General features: G+C 66.9%; 16 protein-coding genes. 5 read left to right on the top strand and 11 right to left on the bottom strand.

Translation table 11 applies throughout. The features are described from left to right. Positions 1–43 precede the first annotated feature (43 nt). The 3 genes from DDE75_RS11545 to DDE75_RS11535 form a co-directional block, all read right to left on the bottom strand. On the bottom strand, positions 44–1,840 hold the full coding sequence (locus DDE75_RS11545) for a glycoside hydrolase family 15 protein (protein WP_108502540.1): 1,797 nt from the start codon (positions 1,838–1,840) through the stop codon (positions 44–46). Position 1,841: 1 nt separating this feature from the next. Beyond that, positions 1,842–2,618, bottom strand: a complete 777-nt coding sequence (locus DDE75_RS11540) for an SDR family oxidoreductase (RefSeq protein WP_108502539.1) — start codon at positions 2,616–2,618, stop codon at positions 1,842–1,844. Between the two features lie 330 nt (positions 2,619–2,948). Continuing rightward, positions 2,949–3,314, bottom strand: coding sequence for a DUF4440 domain-containing protein (locus DDE75_RS11535; protein WP_108502538.1), 366 nt, complete (start codon positions 3,312–3,314; stop codon positions 2,949–2,951). 296 nt (positions 3,315–3,610) lie between these two features. Here DDE75_RS11535 and DDE75_RS11530 point away from each other — a divergent pair, with 296 nt between their 5' ends. Continuing rightward, positions 3,611–4,477 carry a GNAT family N-acetyltransferase gene (locus tag DDE75_RS11530; RefSeq protein ID WP_108502537.1) on the top strand — a complete coding sequence of 289 codons (867 nt, stop codon included), beginning with the start codon at positions 3,611–3,613 and terminating at the stop codon, positions 4,475–4,477. On the opposite strand, the gene DDE75_RS11525 is transcribed toward DDE75_RS11530, so the two are convergent. Further along, positions 4,474–5,793 carry an NAD(P)/FAD-dependent oxidoreductase gene (locus DDE75_RS11525; protein ID WP_108502536.1) on the bottom strand — a complete coding sequence of 440 codons (1,320 nt, stop codon included), beginning with the start codon at positions 5,791–5,793 and terminating at the stop codon, positions 4,474–4,476. The genes DDE75_RS11530 and DDE75_RS11525 overlap by 4 nt on opposite strands. Before the next feature lie 216 nt (positions 5,794–6,009). On the opposite strand from DDE75_RS11525, the gene DDE75_RS11520 reads away from it, so the two are divergent. Then, positions 6,010–6,486, top strand: a complete 477-nt coding sequence (locus DDE75_RS11520) for an Lrp/AsnC family transcriptional regulator (RefSeq protein WP_108502535.1) — start codon at positions 6,010–6,012, stop codon at positions 6,484–6,486. On the opposite strand, the gene DDE75_RS11515 is transcribed toward DDE75_RS11520, so the two are convergent. The 7 genes from DDE75_RS11515 to DDE75_RS11485 form a co-directional block, all read right to left on the bottom strand. Next, positions 6,483–8,111 (bottom strand): ABC transporter ATP-binding protein, encoded by a 1,629-nt coding sequence (locus tag DDE75_RS11515; RefSeq protein ID WP_108502534.1) that lies wholly within the window; start codon positions 8,109–8,111, stop codon positions 6,483–6,485. The genes DDE75_RS11520 and DDE75_RS11515 overlap by 4 nt on opposite strands. Beyond that, entirely contained in the window at positions 8,108–8,920 is an 813-nt protein-coding gene (locus tag DDE75_RS11510) for an ABC transporter permease (RefSeq protein ID WP_472462638.1), read from the bottom strand. Before DDE75_RS11510 ends, DDE75_RS11515 begins: the two co-directional genes overlap by 4 nt. A 41-nt stretch (positions 8,921–8,961) precedes the next feature. Next, complete coding sequence (locus DDE75_RS11505; RefSeq protein ID WP_108502533.1) at positions 8,962–9,915, bottom strand: ABC transporter permease; 954 nt, start codon at positions 9,913–9,915, stop codon at positions 8,962–8,964. 58 nt (positions 9,916–9,973) lie between these two features. Further along, entirely contained in the window at positions 9,974–11,581 is a 1,608-nt protein-coding gene (locus DDE75_RS11500; RefSeq protein ID WP_108502532.1) for an ABC transporter substrate-binding protein, read from the bottom strand. 227 nt (positions 11,582–11,808) lie between these two features. Beyond that, positions 11,809–12,717: a 2-hydroxyacid dehydrogenase gene (locus DDE75_RS11495; RefSeq protein ID WP_108502531.1), complete on the bottom strand. Its 909-nt coding sequence runs from the start codon at positions 12,715–12,717 to the stop codon at positions 11,809–11,811. After that, a complete protein-coding gene (locus DDE75_RS11490) occupies positions 12,717–14,093 on the bottom strand; it encodes an aminotransferase class III-fold pyridoxal phosphate-dependent enzyme (RefSeq protein ID WP_108502530.1) in 1,377 nt (458 codons plus the stop codon). Before DDE75_RS11490 ends, DDE75_RS11495 begins: the two co-directional genes overlap by 1 nt. An 11-nt stretch (positions 14,094–14,104) precedes the next feature. Then, complete coding sequence (locus tag DDE75_RS11485; protein WP_108502529.1) at positions 14,105–14,929, bottom strand: GNAT family N-acetyltransferase; 825 nt, start codon at positions 14,927–14,929, stop codon at positions 14,105–14,107. Between the two features lie 306 nt (positions 14,930–15,235). Between DDE75_RS11485 and DDE75_RS11480 the strand changes: the two genes are divergently transcribed. From DDE75_RS11480 to DDE75_RS11470, 3 genes are read left to right on the top strand one after another with little or no spacing between them, the layout of a single operon-like run. Further along, a complete protein-coding gene (locus tag DDE75_RS11480) occupies positions 15,236–15,901 on the top strand; it encodes a haloacid dehalogenase type II (RefSeq protein WP_108502528.1) in 666 nt (221 codons plus the stop codon). Continuing rightward, complete coding sequence (locus DDE75_RS11475; RefSeq protein WP_108502527.1) at positions 15,898–17,175, top strand: NAD(P)/FAD-dependent oxidoreductase; 1,278 nt, start codon at positions 15,898–15,900, stop codon at positions 17,173–17,175. The genes DDE75_RS11480 and DDE75_RS11475 overlap by 4 nt, the downstream gene beginning before the upstream one ends. Continuing rightward, a complete protein-coding gene (locus DDE75_RS11470) occupies positions 17,175–17,528 on the top strand; it encodes a cupin domain-containing protein (protein ID WP_108502526.1) in 354 nt (117 codons plus the stop codon). The genes DDE75_RS11475 and DDE75_RS11470 overlap by 1 nt, the downstream gene beginning before the upstream one ends. Positions 17,529–17,600: the final 72 nt, after the last annotated feature.

Below are 17,600 nucleotides of genomic sequence, written 5' to 3'. Positions count from 1 at the left end.
TGGCCACCCCCCTTTGCATTGGCGGTTCGTGTCAGCCCTCGCCCTACGCCTTGATCAGCGTCAGCGTCGCCTGCAGCGCCGCCAGATGGCTGAGGCCCTGGGGCATGTTGCCCAGCCAATCGCCGCTGTCGGGGTCGATCATCTCGGGCAGGATGCCGGGCATATCGCCCACGGTTTCGCGCAATCCGTCCATCAGGGCGCGGGCCTGATCGTGCTGTCCCAGCAGGGTCCGGGCCTCGACCATCCAGAAGGAACAGGCCAGGAAGCACCCCTCCTCCTGGTCCATGCCACTATAGCGATAATGCAGATGCCCGCCCGCCCCAAGCTGGCGGTCGATGGCATCCAGCGTCTTCACCAGACGGTCGCGACCGTCGTATTCGAAGCGAACCGCAAGGATCAGCGCCGCGTCCAGCCTGCGCGTGCCGGGGTGCATGACATAGGCGCCCAGATCCTCGTCCCAGCAGTTCGCGTCGATCCATCGCGCAATGCGGTCGCGTTCGCGGCTCCAGCGGTCGCGGCAGGTGGTGGGCAGCTGGCCCGCATCGGCGAGTTCGACCGCGCGGTTCAGCGCCTGCCAGCAGCTGATCTTGGACATGGTGTAATGCTGCAGTTCGGGCAGTTCCCAGATGCCGCTGTCCTTTTCCTTCCAGCGGTCGGCGCATTCGTCGGCCAGATGCGACAGGGTCTCGGCGCTGCGGGGGTCGATCAGGTTGCCGGCCTGGGTGAAGACCGAGACCGTCTCGAAGATGTCGCCATAGACGCCGTGCTGATGCTGCTTGGCCGCGCGGTTGCCGCGCAGCACGGGGCGGGAATTGCGATAGCCGGGGACGGGGATCTCGTCCATCTGCTCGGTCACACCGCCTTCGAGAGCGAAGCAGACGCGGGTGCCGTGGGCGCAAAGCTGGTTCAGCAGCCAGGTCAGCGCCGCCTTGGATTCGGCCTTGATCCCCAAGCGCAGGAACGAGGCGATGATATAGCCCGCATCCCTGACCCAAGCGAAGCGATAGTCATAGTTCTTGTCCCCGCCGATGCGTTCAGGCAGCGATGTCGTCGCCGCAGCCGCGATCGCGCCACTGGGCGAATAGATCAGCAGCTTCAGCGCCAGCGCCTGCCGCAGCAGGAACGACCTGTCGGGCGTGTCCAGCGCGATCTCGTGGCACCAGTCGCGCCATTCCTGATCGGACAGGTCGATGCGGTGGTCGATCTCGGCAAGGGTGGGGACGACCAGCGGTTCGTTCGCGCCCGCGACGATGGCAAGGATTTCCCGCTCGCCCGCTTTCAGGGTCAGTTCGGCGTCCATGCGGTCGTCATCGCGGTCGGTGATGGTGACGCGGTCGCCGTGCAGGAACATGCCCAGAACCGATCCGACGTGAAAGGTCTCATGCGGGCCGGTGCTGCTCATGTGGGGGCTGCGGCTGCCGGAACGGTGGCTGAGTTGCAGGACGATGTCGAAGCCGACCTCGCCTTCTGTCACCTCGATCCGGCGGGCTAGTTCGGCCCAGGGAAGCCGTCCGGCGGTGAAGCTGTTCAGCGATTCCGTCACGATGGCCACGCCGCTTTCGGTCTGGAAGCGCGTCTCAAGGACGTTGCTGTCCTCGCGGTATTGGCGCGTGACCTTGGTGGCGCCCCGCGCGGTGACGGTGAAATGCCCCGAGCGGGCGCCGTTCTCCAGCGTTTCCGCGCCGACCAGCAGGCGGTCGAACAGGGGCGGGCTGTCCATGTTGGGGACGCACCACCAATCGATCGCCCCGTCCATCCCGCTGAGCGCCACTGCGCGCCCGTCGCCAAGGGCCGCATAGCCCTGCAACGGCAAAAAGCCGTCCCCGTCGCGCTGCATCATCTTACGCCCCCTGCCCAAGGTTGATCGAGAGGCCGCCGTCGATGAAGAAGCTTTGGCCGGTGATATAGGATGCCGCATCCGAGGCGAGGAAGGCGATCAGGGCGGCCACCTCCTCGGGCTTGCCGGCGCGGCGCAGGGGGATATGGCTTTCCATCCGGCGACGCAGCTCGGGGTCGTCGGCGGCTTCTTGGTTGATGGGCGTCATGATCATGCCGGGGGCGACATTGTTCACCGTGACGCCCTGCTCGGCCAGCTCCAGTGCCATGGTACGCGTCAGCATCCGCAGCCCGCCCTTGGCCGCGTCATAAGCGGCCGAGCCGATGCGGGCCACGTCCTCGTGGATGGAGCTGACGTTGATGATCCGCGCGCCTTGCGGCTGTCGAAGGCGCTGTGCGAAGGCTCGCGCCAGCATGAAAGGGCCGGTCAGATCGGTGGCGATGGTCTTGGTCCAATGGTCGTCATCCATCCCTGTGACCCGCGTCCCGCTGAGGTCGATGCCCGCGTTGTTGACCAGCACGCGCGCCGTGATGCCCTGATCGTCCAGCTGGCGGAACATGGCCTCGATTTGCTGCGGATCGCTCTGGTCGCATTGCAAGACATGGGCGCTGCGGCCAGTGTTCTGGATGTCGGATGCCGTATCCCGCGCCCCTTCGGCATCGCTGTGATAGGTGATGACGATGTCATGTCCGGCCTGAGCCAAGGCCAGCGCCGTGGCGCGCCCGATGCCCGAGTCCGCTCCGGTGACGATGGCGACGGGGTGTTCTGCTTTGTCCGACATGTGGCTCGCTCGATTGCAATCTTCATGAGCGAACGTCCCATACCGCCTGTCGTTCCCAAAGGGTGGCGTCGCCGCTCATATCTTCCGATGCCGTGACAAGCGCCTCTTGTTGGGAGTGGCTGCAGGATAACCGGACTTCGGAGTGCCGCAGGTTTCGCGCTGCTACCTTGGCTGTCTTGGGGCAGATGCGGCCTGCGGCATCGGGCCATTCCGGGAAGACGTTCCGTGGACACGACCCGGACCAATCTGACGACACGACGCAGCGCTGGCAGCAAGAACCCCCGCCCCTTCGACAAATGCGCGAAGGGGCGGGGGCATGGTGCTTTTGGTTCAGTCGGCTTCTTCGACCTCGGGCTTGGCGACCTGTGCGTGCTGCACGACCGTCCAATCCTCATGCGCCTTCCGGCGATAGACCGAGGTGCAGGCGGCATTGTAACAGACATCCGCCTTCTGGGCCTTCACCTCGTATCCGACGACGATCAGCCCCTCTTCAGGGCGCGAGATCTTCCGGTTCGAGAAGCTGACCTCGTCCCATTCCGGCGTTCCGGAAACCGCATCGGTCGCGGCCTGACCCTGGAACAGGTATGGGGCGTGGCTGAGGGCCATGACGCATTCGGCGTCGACATTCTCGTGATAGCGTTCCTCGGAGGCTTGCCAGAGACTTTCCTCGAAACTCCAGACGCGGTCGTCATCCATGTGAAATCTCCTTGATGTTCGGTTTCCACAACGGACGTCGCCGCCAAGGGTTCCTGCGGGTGCTGCCAACGGTCGCAGGGTCGTGACTGCACGGCAGGGGGAACCGATGTCCGCTGCTGCGATCCCGCCGGGGTCGCGATGCCAGCTTCGGAACGGCATCCGATCTGGCGGGTTCGCATCCGGAAGGGAGGTGTCCGGGTGATGCAGGGCGTGACTTCTGCTGCCGCGATGCGGAATGCAGCGGAAAATGCGGTGTCGGATCGGCCATCCTGCCCTTGGGAAAAGAGGATATGCCAGTGGTCGATTCGAAGAGCCGGATGATAGACAGTTTCGCGTTGGAGCCGCGGGCCATGACCCCCGACGACATTCCGCTGCTGCATGAACTGTCGGTCGCCGTGGGCTGGATGCACCGGGCCGAGGATTGGGGCACCGCCCTGCGCTTGGGCAGCGGGATCTTCCTGACCGACGAGATCGGGCGGCCATTCGGCTCGGCCATGTGGTTTCCGGTCGCCGACGACCTGGCGATGCTGGGCATGGTGATCACGACGCCTCGACTGCAGGAACGCGGGGCGGCGCGTTGGATGATGGACCAGATCCTGTCGCAGACGGGCAGTCGCGATCTGGGGCTGAATGCGACACGCGCGGCCTTCCGGCTGTATCTGTCGCTTGGGTTCAAGCCGGGGCTGACCGTCTGGCAGCATCAGGGCATCGTCACCGACAGTCCCGCGCCTGACCCGCAGGTCCGTCCGATGCGTCCCGAGGATCGTGATGCCGTGCATGCCCTGGACAGCCGCGCCTATACCGCCCATCGCAGGCAGGCGCTGGACCTGCTGTTGGACCAATCCACCGGGACCGTGATCGAGGAAGCAGGTCTGATCACCGGATATGCGCTGTGCCGTCGGTTTGGGCGAGGGCGGGTCGTGGGACCCATCGTGGCCGGATCTGCCCGGGATGCGGCGGCGGTGACCGGTCCGCATCTGGCGGCGAACCGGGGGCAGTTCCTGCGCATCGACACGCGCGAGACGGGGGGCGATCTGGTCGATCTGCTGAACGCCTGCGGGCTGCAGGCGCATGATACCGTCACGACGATGGCCCTGGGCAATCCGCGGCCGGTCGATCCGGACGCGCATGTCTTCGGGCTTGCCAATCAGGCCATCGGCTAGAACTCGGACACCTTGCCCCAGCTGCCCTGCGCGAACCGCGCGGGGTGATAGGCGGTCGGGTCCAGAACGGGTTTCGCCCCCGTGACCATGTCGGCGATCATCTCGCCCGCGCCGGGACCGATGCCGAAGCCGTGGCCGCTGAACCCGGCGGCCAGTACCAGTCCGGGCAGCCGCGTTTCGCCGATGGCGGGAACCCCGTCCGGGGTGCTGTCGATATAGCCCGCCCATGTGGCCTGAACCGGCGCATTGGCGATGGCGGGGATCAGTTGGGCCGCGCGCGACAAGATGCGGCGAAGGGCCCGCCGGTCGGGCGCGGGATCGAGGATGCGCATCCGCTCCATCGGGGTCGGGGCATCCAGACGCCATTTGGCACGCGTTTCATGCCCTGATCGCCATCCCTGCATCCCGCCGGGACGCAGGATGCGCCAGCGTTTGGCGAACATCGGCAGGAAGTGACGGGCATGGGCGATCTGCTGCGGTGTCGGGTCGACCCGCGCCGCCCCGGAGATGGCCAGCGCATACCCCCCGTCGCCACGCCTGGTCAGCGAGACGCGCCCCGTGTGCAGGGCATCGGGCCCCTCGACACCGGGCATGACCGTCATGATCGAGGATCGCACCGAAGCCTGCGGGAAGGCCACGCCCAACTGGTTGCAGAAGGACGACGCCCAGGCACCCCCCGCCATCACCACGGCAGAGGTGGCGATCGTGCCATGTTCGGTGACGACGCCCGACACCCGCCCGCCCGACACATCGAGCCCGCGGGCGGCGCACATCTGGTGGACCGTGCCGCCTGCGGCGATGATGCCGCGCGCGATGACCGGACAGGCCCGCGACGGGTCCGCGATGCCGTCGTCGGGCGAAAAGACGCCGCCTTTCCACGACTTGCCCGTGGCGCGCCCGCGGTCCGCCGCCTGCGCCGCATCCAGCATATGGGTCGTCACGCCCATTCCGCGCGCCATGTCGCGCCAGCGCGCCCAGCCCTCGATCTCGGCCGCGTCGTCGGACAGATACAGCAGCCCGCAGCGGCGAAAGCCCGGATCCTCGCCGATGTCGGCGGCCATCGCCTGCCACAGGTCCAGGCTGCGGGTCGCCATGGGCAGTTCGCGCGCGTCGCGGTTCTGCTGGCGGCACCAGCCCCAGTTGCGGCTGGACTGTTCGGCGCCCACGCGGCCCTTCTCGATCAGGGCGACCTTCACGCCCTTGCGCGCCAGATAATAGGCGGTCGAGCACCCAACGATGCCGCCGCCGATCACGACGACATCGGCGGCGGCGGGCAGGTCGGGGGTCGATTGGATCTGCATCAGGGGTGCGGGCATCGGGTTCTCCTATCTGGGGACATACTGCCCGATATCATCCGCCGGATCTGCCGCATTCGATCGTTCGGCAGCATGACGTGCTGCATGGTCTGCCACCTGCGGCAGCATTGGGCAACATCGGGAAAAACGCCCCGACGGGCCATCGCGCACCCCATCCGCGATTGAGATCACCGCAGATCCTGCTAAGGCAATGGGGATCGAAACGAAGGGGCCGCGATGAAACTGGACCGCATCGATATCCGCATCCTGCACGAGTTGCAGAAGAATGGCCGCATCACCAACGTCGAGCTGGCCGACCTGGTCCATCTGTCCCCCAGTCCCTGCCTGATGCGGGTCAAGAAACTGCAGCAGGCGGGTTACATCACCGGCTATTCCGCGCAGATCGATGTCGCCAAGCTGGGCCCCACGCTGACCGTCTTCACCGAGGTGACGCTGAAGAACCACCGCCAGATCGACTTTGCGCGCTTCCAGCAGGCGCTGGAGAAGATCGACGAGGCCGTCGAATGCCACCTGGTGTCGGGGGGCTACGACTATCTGGTCAAATTCGTGACCGCGGGCATCAGCGACTATCAGGCCGTGATGGAGCGGTTGATCGATGCCGAGGTCGGCATCGACAAGTATTTCAGCTTTGTCGTCATCAAGACGCCCTTCGCCAAGTCGCATCTGCCGCTGCAGAACCTCTTCGACCTCTAGATGGCGGCACGCAGCGGCATGCGGTCCAGCCAACCGGTATCCAGCTGCGGCACCGACGAAAAGAGCAGCTTGGAATAGGGATCGCGCGCCTGCGTCAGCCGGTCGGCGGGCAGGGTCTCGACGACGCGGCCATGGTGCATGACCATCACCTCGTCGCAGATCGCCTCGACCGTGGACAGGTCGTGGCTGATGAAGACATAGGACAGGTTCAGATCGCGTTGCAGGTCCTTCAGCAGCTCGATCACCGAGGCGGCGACCACGGTATCCAGCGCCGAGGTGATCTCGTCGCAGAGGATCACCTCGGGGTCGGCGGCCAGCGCGCGGGCCAGGTTGACGCGCTGCTTCTGGCCGCCCGACAGTTCGCCCGGCAGGCGGTGGCGCATGGCCTGGGGCAGGCGCACCATGTCCAGAAGCTGGGCCACCCGCGCTTGGCGCGCGGCCCCCTTGGTGCCGTGATAGAAGGTCAGCGGCCGCCCGATGATGTCGCCCACGGATTGCGCCGGATTGAGCGCCGTGTCGGCCAGCTGGAAGACGATCTGAAGGCGGCGCAGATCCTCCTTGCTGCGGGCGCGCGATGAGGGCTCCATCAGGTGGCCGTCCAGCATGATCCGACCCTTGACCGGCGGCAGAAGCCCTGCGATGGCGCGCGCTAGGGTCGATTTCCCGCTGCCGGATTCACCGATGACGCCCAGGTTGCGGCCCTTGTCCAGCCGGCAGCTGACGTTTTCCAGCGCGATCTTGCGCGGTTGCCCGTCCCGCCCCATGCCGTAACCGGCGGTGACGTTCTGCACCTCCAGCGCGGCGACGGTCTTGGAAGGGGCGACGGCGGTCGCGCGGGGGGCGGGATGAAAGGCCGCCAGCAGCGATTTCGTATAGGGATGAGTGGCGCGATGCAGGATCTGGTCGGCGGTGCCTTCCTCCTGCACCTCGCCGCCCTTCAGGACGACGATGCGGTCGGCAATCTGGGCCACGACGGCCAGGTCGTGGCTGACATAGACGCCCGCCATGCCGCCGGCCTTCATCACCGACTTGAAGGCCCGCAGCACCTCGATCTGGGTGGTGACGTCCAGCGCGGTCGTGGGTTCGTCGAAGATGACCAGCTTGGGGTCGCCGATCAGCGCCATCGCGGCGGCCAGACGCTGCAGCTGCCCGCCCGAGACCTGGTGCGGATAGCGGTCGCCGATGGTTTCGGGATCGGGCAGGGCCAGGGCGCGGAAGACCTCGACGGCCTTGGCGCGGGCCTGGTCCATGGGCATCAGGTCGTGGATGCGGGCGACCTCGATCACCTGGTCGATCAGCCGGGTCGCGGGGTTGAAGGCGGCGGCGGCGCTTTGCGGGACATAGGCCACCGTCGTGCCGCGCAGGGCGGCGCGCTGGCGTTCGGGCGCGGTCGCCATGTCGACCCCGTCCACCATCACCGACCCCGACGCGATATGACAGCCGGGGCGGCAATGACCCATCAGCGACAGGGCGATGGTGGTCTTGCCGCTGCCGGATTCGCCGATCAGGGCCACGATCTCGCCCGGGGCGATGTCCAGCGACACGCCGCGGATGATCTGGACCTTGCGGCCGCTGTCGGTGGTCGCGCCAACGCGCAGGTCGCGGATCTGGGCTAGGGTCATCATTCGCTCCTGTCGCGGATACGGGTGGGCAGGTTGTCAATCAGCAGGTTGACGCTGATCGTCAGCGTGGCGATGGCGATCGAGGGCATGATGACCGCGGGCGCACCGAAGGACAGCCCGCCCATGTTCTCGCGTACCAGCGACCCCCAATCGGCGTTGGGCGGCTGCACGCCGAGGCCAAGGAAGGACAGGCCCGACAGCATCAGCACGATGAAGACGAAGCGCAGGCCCATGTCGGCCAGCACCGGACCCAGGATGTTGGGCATGATCTCGGCCCGGATCAGATAGGCTGTGCGTTCGCCCCGCGCGCGCGCCACGGTGACGTAATCCATCGTGTTGACGTTCACGGCCAGCGCGCGGGCAAAGCGATAGGACCCCGGCGTATAGACCACCGCCAGCACCCCGATCAGCACCGGAATGCTGGACCCGATGGCCGCCACGACGACCAGACCGAACAGCTTCGACGGGATCGAGCTGACCGCATCCAGCACCCGGCTGATCGCGGTATCGGTCCAGCCGCCAAGCACCGCCGCGGCCATGCCCAGTACGATGCCCGCCGTGCAGGCCAGCATCACCGCCGCAAGCGATATGCCCACGGTGAAGCGCGCACCCGCCAGGACGCGCGACAGCATGTCCCGCCCCAGATAGTCGGTGCCCAGGGGGTATTCTGCCGACAGGGGGCCGAAGAAATCGTAATCGACGATCTGGCCCGGCGGGTGGGGGGCGATCCAGGGGCCGACCATCGCCATGACGGCCCAGAAGGCGATGACGCAGGCGGCCAGAACGCCCACGGGGCTGACATGCCAGCCCATGTTGCGGGGCGAAAGGTTGCGAAGGGACAGGGCTTGGGACATCAGTGACGCAACCTCGGATTTGCCAGGATCGCCACGACATCGGCGATGGTGATGAGGGTCAGGTAACCCAGGCAGAAGATCATCGCGCACCCTTGGATCAGCGGCAGGTCACGGGTCGAGACCGCATCGACCATCAGCTTGGCGATGCCGGGATAGTTGAAGATCGTCTCGACGATGATGACGCCGCCCAGCAGGTAGGACAGCGACAGCGCCATGGCGTTCACAATGGGGCCGATGGCATTGGGCAGCGCATGGCGCAGCACCATCCGCGACCGGGACGCGCCCTTCAGGAAGGCCATTTCCACATAGGGGGCCTTCAGCGTCTCGATGACGGCGGCGCGGGTCATGCGGATCATCTGGGCCGAGACGACGAAGGACAGCGTGATGACCGGCATGGCGTAGGCCCGCAGCACCGCCCAGATGTCCGAGGTGTCGCCCCCGAAGGACAGGGCAGGCAGCCAGCCCAGCCAGACCGCGAAGACCAGCACTGCCAGCGTGGCCACCAGGAACTCGGGGACCGAGATGACCGCGACGACGATGCTGCTGACCGCGCGGTCGAACAGGCTGCCGCGCCAGATGGCGGTGGTGATGCCCAGCATCAGCGCGATGGGGACCGAGAAACCGGCCGTCAGCGCCGCCAGCTTCAGGGTGTTGGCAAGCCGGCCACCGATCAGCTCGGCCACGGCCATGCGGTTGGCATAGGAATGGCCCAGGTCCCCCTGCGCCAGCCCGCCCAGCCATCCCGCGAACCGCATGATGGCGGGCTGGTCCAGGTTCATCGCCTGACGCAGGCCTGCGACGGCTTCGGGTGTGGCGGCCTGGCCCAGAAGTATCTGGACCACGTCGCCCGGCAGCATCTCGGTGGCGGCGAAGACGATCAGGCTGACGATCAGCAACGTCACCACCGCCACGCCGATGCGGCCAAGGATAAGGGTCAGGACCTGCGGGTTCATGCGCGTCTCCGGGGGGCTGGGGAAGGGCCCGCGGGACGCGCGGACCCTTCGGGTGGGATCAGGCGGTCAGCCAGACATGCTTGGCGAAGTCATAGCCCATCTGCCCGCCAAGGGGGCTGGGGCGAAGGCCGTGCAGCTTGTCGGTATGAACGTCGACGTTCGACAGGAACAGCGGGATGGCGGTGCCCGCCTCGTTGGCGATCATGACCTGCATCTGGTCGTAGATCTCCTTGCGGCGGGCAAAGTCCAGCTCTCCGCGCGCTTCGACCAGCATGCTGTCGAACTTCTCGGACTTGTACTGGCTTTCGTTCCACGGGGCGTCCGAGGCATAGAGCAGCGAGAACAGGATGTCGGGCGTCGGACGCGGATTGATGTTGCCGAAGTGGACCGGGGATTTCAGCCAGTAGTTCGACCAGTATCCGTCCGAAGGCACCCGCTGGACGTCGAAGTTCATCCCGATCTCGGATCCGGACTGCTGCAGGATCATCGCCATGTCGTTGGCCGAGGATGCCGCGTCCGAGCTGATGACCTCGATGCGCTGACCCAGCAGGCCCGCCTTGTCGAACAGCGACCTGGCGCGCTCGGGGTCGTATTCGCGCGCCTTCAGATCGGCGTTGTGGAAGGGGCTGTTGGGCGCGATGGGCTGGTCGTTGCCGATCTCGGCCAGGCCGCGCAGGGCCGACTTCTGGATCAGTTCGCGGTTCAGCAGGTATTTCATGCCCTCGGCAAAGCCCGCCTTGTCGCCCGGCGACAGGTCCAGCCGGATGTTGAGGTTGGTATAATTGCCCGAGGTGGTCCGCGACATCACGACGCCCGGCTGACCTTCGACCATGCGGATGAACTGCGGCTTGATCGAGGCACCCAGCTGGATGTCGCCCGACAGCACCGCGTTGATGCGGGCATTGTCGTCCGAGATGGCAAAATACTCGAAGCTTTCGATATTGGCCTTCTGGCCGAAGTAATCCTCGTTGCGGACACCAAGCGAGCGGACGCCCGGCTGGAAGTCCTGCGACACGAAGGCGCCGGTGCCGTTGCCCTTGCTGAAGTCGGTGGTGCCATCGGCCACGATCATGAAATGGTGCAGTGCCAGGATGTTGGGCAGATCGGCATTGGGGGCGGCCAGGGTGATGCGGACCGTGGTCGGGTTCTCGGCCCGCACCTCGCTGATCTGTTCGGCCATGGCGGCGACCTTGGAACCGGTCGCGGGGTCCTTGTGGCGCATCATCGAATAGACCACGTCGTCTGCGGTCATGGTCTTGCCGTCGTGGAAGGTCACGCCCGACTTCAGCGTCACGGTCCAGACCTTGGCGTCGTCGGATTCGACGGCATCGGCCAGTTCCATCACCAGCTTGCCGTGTTCGTCGAGATTGGTCAGGCGGTTGTAATAGGCGCAGGCGCGGACGTAATCCGTGGCCCCCGAACCCGTCGCGGGGTCCAGCGTGTCGGCGGTCGAGGATGACCAGGCGGCGGCACGCAGGTGGCCGCCCATGACGGGGGTCTGCGCCACGGCCGCGCCCGCGCGCCCCAGGATCGCGCCGCCCGACGCCATCGCGACGCCGCCCAGCATGAACATGCGCAGCAGGTCGCGCCGGCTTGCGCCGCGGCGGATGGCATCCTCGACCATCGCATCGTCCTTGCGGGTCCAGTTGGTGATCTTGTCGGTCATTCCGGTCATCCCTGTTGTGATGGGTCGCGCCAGTGCGGCGCTTCCTGCGAAATACGTGCGACGCTTTCGCCGCGGCACGGGCGTGGCGGTTGATCCGCCCTCGGCCCGGTCAGGTGGCGGGCATGTGCCGCCATGGACCCCAGTGTCGCGCCATGCGCGCCATCGAAAACGTTGAATTTGGGTCCCCCGCCGCAGAATGTTCCGCAACGGGGGCGCATCGCGGCATCTCAGTAGCCGCGGTCGCGATCGACCAGCCCCGGCGCATCCTGCCCCGCGCGGTCCGCGCGAATGCCCGCGACGACATGCGCCGCGCCCTGTGCCGCATCGGTCTGGCTGGCGACATGGGGGGTCACGATGACGCGGGGGTGCGACCACAGCCAATGATCCTGCGGCAGGGGCTCGGGGTCGGTCACATCCAGCCAGGCCGAGGCCAGCCGCCCCTCCAGCGCGCGGCCAAGCGCCGCGACATCCAGCTGCGCGCCCCGGCCCAGATGGACCAGATGCGCGCCGTCAGGCAGTGCGGCGAAGAAGGCGTCGTTCAGGATGCCCCGCGTTTCATCCGTCAGTGGCAGCAGGCAGACCACGATGTCGCTGCCCGCCAGGAAGGCGGCAAGATCGGTCGTGCAATCCACGCCCGCGATGTCGCGTGGGCTGCGGTTGTAGCCTGCAAGATCGAAGCCGAATGGCGCCAGCCCCGCCAGCACCGCGCGACCCAACTGGCCCAGGCCCATGACACCGACGCGGGTCCGCCCCGCGTCACGGGTCGTCAGGGCCTGCCAGCGCCCCTGCCGTGCCTGTGACAGATAGGCGGGCATGTCGCGATGCAGCGACAGGACCGCCATCGCGGCCATCTGCGCCATCTGCTGCGCGATGCCCGGTTCCATCATCCGCACGACGCCCACCTGCGGGGGCAGGGCCGACATGTCGAACTGATCGACCCCGGCCCCCACGGAAAAGATCAGCCGCAGGTTCGGATAGGCCGACAGATCGGCGGGCGGCGTCCAGGTGATCATGTATTCCACCGCCGCAGGATCGGGGGCGCTGCCGATATGGAAGGGCATGGCGGGCAGGCTTTGGGCGAAGACGCGGGCATAGACCTCGCCCCTGGTCGGGTCGGACCGATAGAGGACCGCCATCAGCGCATCGCCTTGCGGATGTCGGGGTCATCAAGCGTCAGGTCCAGCACCTTGCGCGTCCGCTCGACGATCCGGTCGATCTGATCCGCGGTGCAGCACAGCGGCGGGGCATAGCCCATCACCCCCCAGCCAAAGGCCCGCACCACCAGCCCGTTGTCCCAGGCACGGTCGAAGATGCGGGTCGCGGGGTCGGCTTCGGCGGGCAGGCGGGTCTTGGCGTGTTTGTCGGTCACCAGCTCGATCGCGGCCAGCATGCCGCGTCCGCGCACGTCGCCCACCAGCGGGTGATCGGCCAGCGAGGCCAACCCCGACTGTAAACGTTCGCCCATGAGGCGTCCATTCTCCAGGAGGCCACCCTGGTAAAGGTCCAGCACCGCCAGCCCGACCGCCGCCGAGACCGGGTGCGCGGAATAGGTCTGGCCGTGGCCCACGGCGGCCTTGCCCGCCCCGTCCGCGATCACCTGATAGACGCGGTCGGACATGAAGACCGCCCCCATCGGCACATAGCCCGAGGTCAGACCCTTGGCCGTGGTGATGAAGTCCGGCACGATGCCTTCGTCCGCGCAGGCGAACAGCGGTCCGGTGCGGCCGAAGGCGGTGATGACCTCATCGGCGATGAACAGGATGTCCAGTTCGCTGCACAGATCGCGCATCGCCTTCATCCAGCCCGCGGGCGGGACCAGCACGCCGCCAGACCCCTGGATCGGCTCGACATAAAAGGCGGCGACATGCTCGGGGCCGCCAAGCGCCTCGACCTTGTCCAGCAGGTGCTGGCGCGATGCGGCGATGACGTCGTGCGGCTTGGACCCGACCGGGTTGCGATAGAGGTCATGCGTCGGGATCTTGTGCTGCCAGTCGTAGGGCACGCCGAAGCCCGCATGGAAGGCGGGCAGGGCGGTCAGCCCGGCCCCGGCGGTGGACGACCCGTGATACCCCTGCTGGACCGAGATGAAATGCTGCTTGGACGGCATCCCGCGCGCGTGCCAGTAATAGCGCACGAAGCGGACCGTGCTGTCGATGGCATCCGATCCGCCAAGCGTGAAATAGACGTGGTCCAGATCGCCGGGCGCGGCCTCGGCCAGACGCGCGGCCAGGCGGACGGCGGGTTCGGATCCCAGCCCGAAATAGCCGGTGGCATAGCACAGGTCGGTCATCTGCCGGGTCGCCGCCTCGATGACGCTTGGCTGGCCATAGCCCGCGTTGACGCACCACAGGCCCGCGAAGCCGTCGATCAGTTCGCGGCCCTCGGCGTCGCGGACGATCGCGCCTTGGCCATGGGTCAGCAGGCGCATGCCCGCCTCCTCGTGGCCGCGCCAGCTGGCGACGGGATGGATCAGGTGGGCGCGGTCCAGTTCGATCAGGGAATTGGCAAGCATGACGGGTCCTTTCAACCTAGCGCCTGAGCGGCGAGGGCAAAGCTGCGGATGGGTTCGGCATCGTCGCGCGGAGCGGTCGACATGGCAATGCCGCCCCCTGCGCGCTTCAGGTTCAGCGTTTCAAGCCATGGCGACAGGCCGCTGTCGGCTTGCGTGTCGACGCGCAGGAAGGCGCCGGGGTGGTCCGCCATGACATCGGCCAGCAGGCCCTTCGCAGTATCCGCGTCCGGCGCGATGACCGGACCCGCCACCAGGCCGCGGCCGAAGGGGCGAATGGCGGCCCAGGCCGTGATGCGCCCCCCTTGGTGGCGCGTGGCGATGCGCCCGTGTTGCAGCAGGGCGTCGATCAGCGGGCGGCGGTCCATGCCGGTGGCCAGGCGGTCCAGCGCCGCCAATGCCGGGGCGTCTTCGGCCCCTGCCCATGCGACGTCGCCGGGTCGGGCAACCGGGGCGAGGATGCCCTGATGCTGCGCGATCTGGCCGGTCGGCACGAAACCCATCTTTCGGTAAAGGGGCAACCCCGCCTCGGTCGCGACCAGGCGGTATTCGGGAACCGGCGCGGTGGCCATCGCACCCTCGACCAGCTTGCGCCCAAGGCCCCGACCCCGCAGGGCCGCGCCGACGATGATCATGTTGACCAGCCCGACATCGCCGAAGCGTGTGACCAGCGCCGTTCCCGCGACCTGACCGTCATTCAGCGCCACGACGCCATGGCTGAGCGACAGGAGCAGGGCCCAATCCTCGGGGCGGTGGGGCCAGCTTTCGGCCTGCGACAGGGCCAGCGCCCCCGGCAGATGTTCGGGCGCGAAGGGGGCAAGGGACAGGGTGACGGACATGGGGCCTCCGGGTGGTGTCGGGCCAGTCTGGCGCGGAATGCGCGGCATCTGCGGCTTTTGACCGGCGCGCGGCACAATCTTGCGCCGTTCGCCCATGGGGGCGCCGCAGGATATGCCGTGCATGCGGTCGGACTGGCCGTGACATGGCGGCCGGACAGGGGATCCGGCGGCCCGCCTGTGACATATCCTGCGGTGGGCCGCGGCCATTACGGTGCAATCTGCCTTGCGGGTGCGCGAATGCGGTGCGTGCGTCCTGCAAGACGCACCTAGGCTGGGATCAACGCAGATCAACCAGAGGCCATCGTCATGTCCATCCGCCCCAAGTTCATCACCTTCGACTGCTACGGCACGCTGACCCATTTCGACATGGCGGGTGCCGCGCGACGCATCTATGGCCAAACCCTGTCCGAACCGGCGATGGTGCAGTTCATCAAGAACTTCGCCGCCTATCGCCTGGACGAGGTTCTGGGGGCCTGGAAACCCTATGCCGAGGTCGTCCACAACGCGCTGGAACGCACCTGCCGCGCCAATGGCGTGCAATTCCGCCCCGAGGATGCGACCCGCATCTATGATGAGGTCCCGACCTGGGGTCCGCATCCCGACGTGCCCGCGGGCCTGGCCAAGGTCGCCAAGGAAATCCCGCTGGTCATCCTGTCGAACGCGATGAAAAGCCAGATCATGTCGAACGTGGAAAAGCTGGGCGCGCCCTTCCACATGGTCATCACCGCCGAGGAGACGGGCAGCTACAAGCCGCAGATGAACGGTTTCGAATACATGCTGCAGAAGCTGGGCTGCGGGCCCAAGGACATCTGCCATGTGTCGTCCTCGTTCCGCTACGACCTGATGACCGCCCATGACATGGGGATCGACCAGAAGGTCTGGGTCAATCGCGGTCATGAGCCTGCCAACCCCTATTACGGCTATACCGAGATCGCCGATATCGGCGGGCTGCCGGGGGTCTTCGGGCTGTGAAACACGTCCCCTATTGGCAGGACAGCGCGCCGCCCTTCGATGGGGCCGCGACGGGACCGGTTTTGGGCGACTATGACGTCGCCGTCATCGGTGCGGGCTTCACGGGCCTTGGTGCGGCGCGCAGGCTGGCGATGGAGGGGAAATCCGTCGTCGTGCTGGAAGCCGCAACCGTCGGGGCCGGGGCCTCGGGGCGCAATGGCGGGCATCTGAACAACGGCATCGCGCATGGCTATCCCGCCGCGATGGTGCGGTTCGGGGCGGATAAGGCGCGCGAGCTGTATCGCGCCTTCGATGCGGGCATCGACACGATCGAACGCATCATCGCCGAGGAAGGCATTGATTGCGGGTTCCGCCGCTCGGGCAAGTTGAAGCTGGCCTCGAAGCCCGGCCATGTCGACGGCCTGCGCCGCAACTTCGAGGCCGTCCACCGCGAGGTTGACCCCGACACCGCATGGCTGGACCGCGACGCCATCCGGTCCGAGGTGGTCAGCGACGCCTTTCACGGCGGCATGCTGCAGCGCAAGAGCGCGATGATGCATATGGGGCAGTTCGTGATCGGGCTGGCCCATGCGGCGGTGCGCCGGGGCGCGGTGGTCTTCCAGGACGCGCGGGTCACGGGGCGGACGCGCCACGGGGCCGGCTGGCGGCTGGAGACGTCGCGCGGTTCCGTGACGGCGGGGCAGGTGCTGCTGGCGACGGGGGCCTATACGGGCGACGCCTTCCCGTGGTTCCGCCGGCGGATCGTGCCTGTCGGCAGCTTCATCATCGCCACCGAGCCACTGACAGAGGCTCAGATCGCAGGCAGCGTACCGGGGGACCGGACTTTCGTGAATTCGATGAACATCGGAAACTATTTCCGGCTGACGCCCGACCGGCGGTTGATCTGGGGCGGACGGGCGCGGTTCTCGGCCCGCTCGGACCAGCGGTCGGATGCCCGCAGCGGCGCGGTGCTGAAGGCGGCTTTGGCCGAGGTGTTCCCTCAGCTGGGCGATGTCGGCATCGACTATTGCTGGGGCGGGCTGGTGGACATGACCGCCGATCGCTTTCCCCGCGCGGGGCAGGCCGAGGGGCTGTGGTTCTCGATGGGCTATTCGGGGCATGGCGCGCAGGTCGCGACCCATATGGGCGAGATCATGGCCGACCGGATGATGAAACGCGCGCGTGCGAACCCCTGGCAGGATCTGCCGTGGCAGGCGGTGCCGATGCATTCGGGCAAACCGTGGTTCCTGCCGCTGGTGGGCATGTATTACAAGATGAAGGACAAGGTAAGCTGATGACTTTGCTGAAGAAGATCGACATGGCCGAGGCCGGGGAACCGGTGGCAGCCAAATGCGCGCCTGAAAAGCTGATCGCGGGGGATCCCGATTTCCTGACCTGGGCCTTCGACGATACGAATGACGGCAAGATCCGCACCGGCATCTGGCAGGCCACCCCGGGCGAGAACCATTCCATCAAGGGCGAGATGTTCGAGTTCTGCCACCTGCTGGAAGGCGTGATCGAGATGACCGAGGAAGGTCATCCGCCCCGGATCTTTCGCAAGGGCGACAGCTTCGTGATGAAGCCCGGCTATCGCGGCGTGTGGAAGACGATCGAGACGGTGCGCAAGATCTATGTGATCGTCGGTTGAGGGGAAGGGCGGGGGAGCCGGGCTCCCCCGCACCCCCACGCCCAAGGGGCCGCGGGCCCCTTGGGGAACCCC

It is taken from the genome of Paracoccus indicus (genome assembly GCF_003056335.1).
Classification (GTDB): Bacteria; Pseudomonadota; Alphaproteobacteria; order Rhodobacterales; family Rhodobacteraceae; genus Paracoccus; species Paracoccus indicus.
Note: the sequence above shows the minus strand (reverse complement) of the source record. Positions and strands in the feature narration are given on the sequence as shown.

Excerpts from the sequence above, each read along its gene's own strand:
- DDE75_RS11545 (WP_108502540.1), bottom strand. The coding sequence starts at position 1,840 with ATGATGCAGCGCGACGGGGACGGCTTTTTGCCGTTGCAGGGCTATGCG.
- DDE75_RS11540 (WP_108502539.1), bottom strand. The coding sequence starts at position 2,618 with ATGTCGGACAAAGCAGAACACCCCGTCGCCATCGTCACCGGAGCGGAC.
- DDE75_RS11535 (WP_108502538.1), bottom strand. The coding sequence starts at position 3,314 with ATGGATGACGACCGCGTCTGGAGTTTCGAGGAAAGTCTCTGGCAAGCC.
- DDE75_RS11525 (WP_108502536.1), bottom strand. The coding sequence starts at position 5,793 with ATGCCCGCACCCCTGATGCAGATCCAATCGACCCCCGACCTGCCCGCC.
- DDE75_RS11520 (WP_108502535.1), top strand. The coding sequence starts at position 6,010 with ATGAAACTGGACCGCATCGATATCCGCATCCTGCACGAGTTGCAGAAG.
- DDE75_RS11515 (WP_108502534.1), bottom strand. The coding sequence starts at position 8,111 with ATGATGACCCTAGCCCAGATCCGCGACCTGCGCGTTGGCGCGACCACC.
- DDE75_RS11510 (WP_472462638.1), bottom strand. The coding sequence starts at position 8,920 with ATGGGCTGGCATGTCAGCCCCGTGGGCGTTCTGGCCGCCTGCGTCATC.
- DDE75_RS11505 (WP_108502533.1), bottom strand. The coding sequence starts at position 9,915 with ATGAACCCGCAGGTCCTGACCCTTATCCTTGGCCGCATCGGCGTGGCG.
- DDE75_RS11500 (WP_108502532.1), bottom strand. The coding sequence starts at position 11,581 with ATGACCGACAAGATCACCAACTGGACCCGCAAGGACGATGCGATGGTC.
- DDE75_RS11495 (WP_108502531.1), bottom strand. The coding sequence starts at position 12,717 with ATGGCGGTCCTCTATCGGTCCGACCCGACCAGGGGCGAGGTCTATGCC.
- DDE75_RS11490 (WP_108502530.1), bottom strand. The coding sequence starts at position 14,093 with ATGCTTGCCAATTCCCTGATCGAACTGGACCGCGCCCACCTGATCCAT.
- DDE75_RS11485 (WP_108502529.1), bottom strand. The coding sequence starts at position 14,929 with ATGTCCGTCACCCTGTCCCTTGCCCCCTTCGCGCCCGAACATCTGCCG.
- DDE75_RS11480 (WP_108502528.1), top strand. The coding sequence starts at position 15,236 with ATGTCCATCCGCCCCAAGTTCATCACCTTCGACTGCTACGGCACGCTG.
- DDE75_RS11470 (WP_108502526.1), top strand. The coding sequence starts at position 17,175 with ATGACTTTGCTGAAGAAGATCGACATGGCCGAGGCCGGGGAACCGGTG.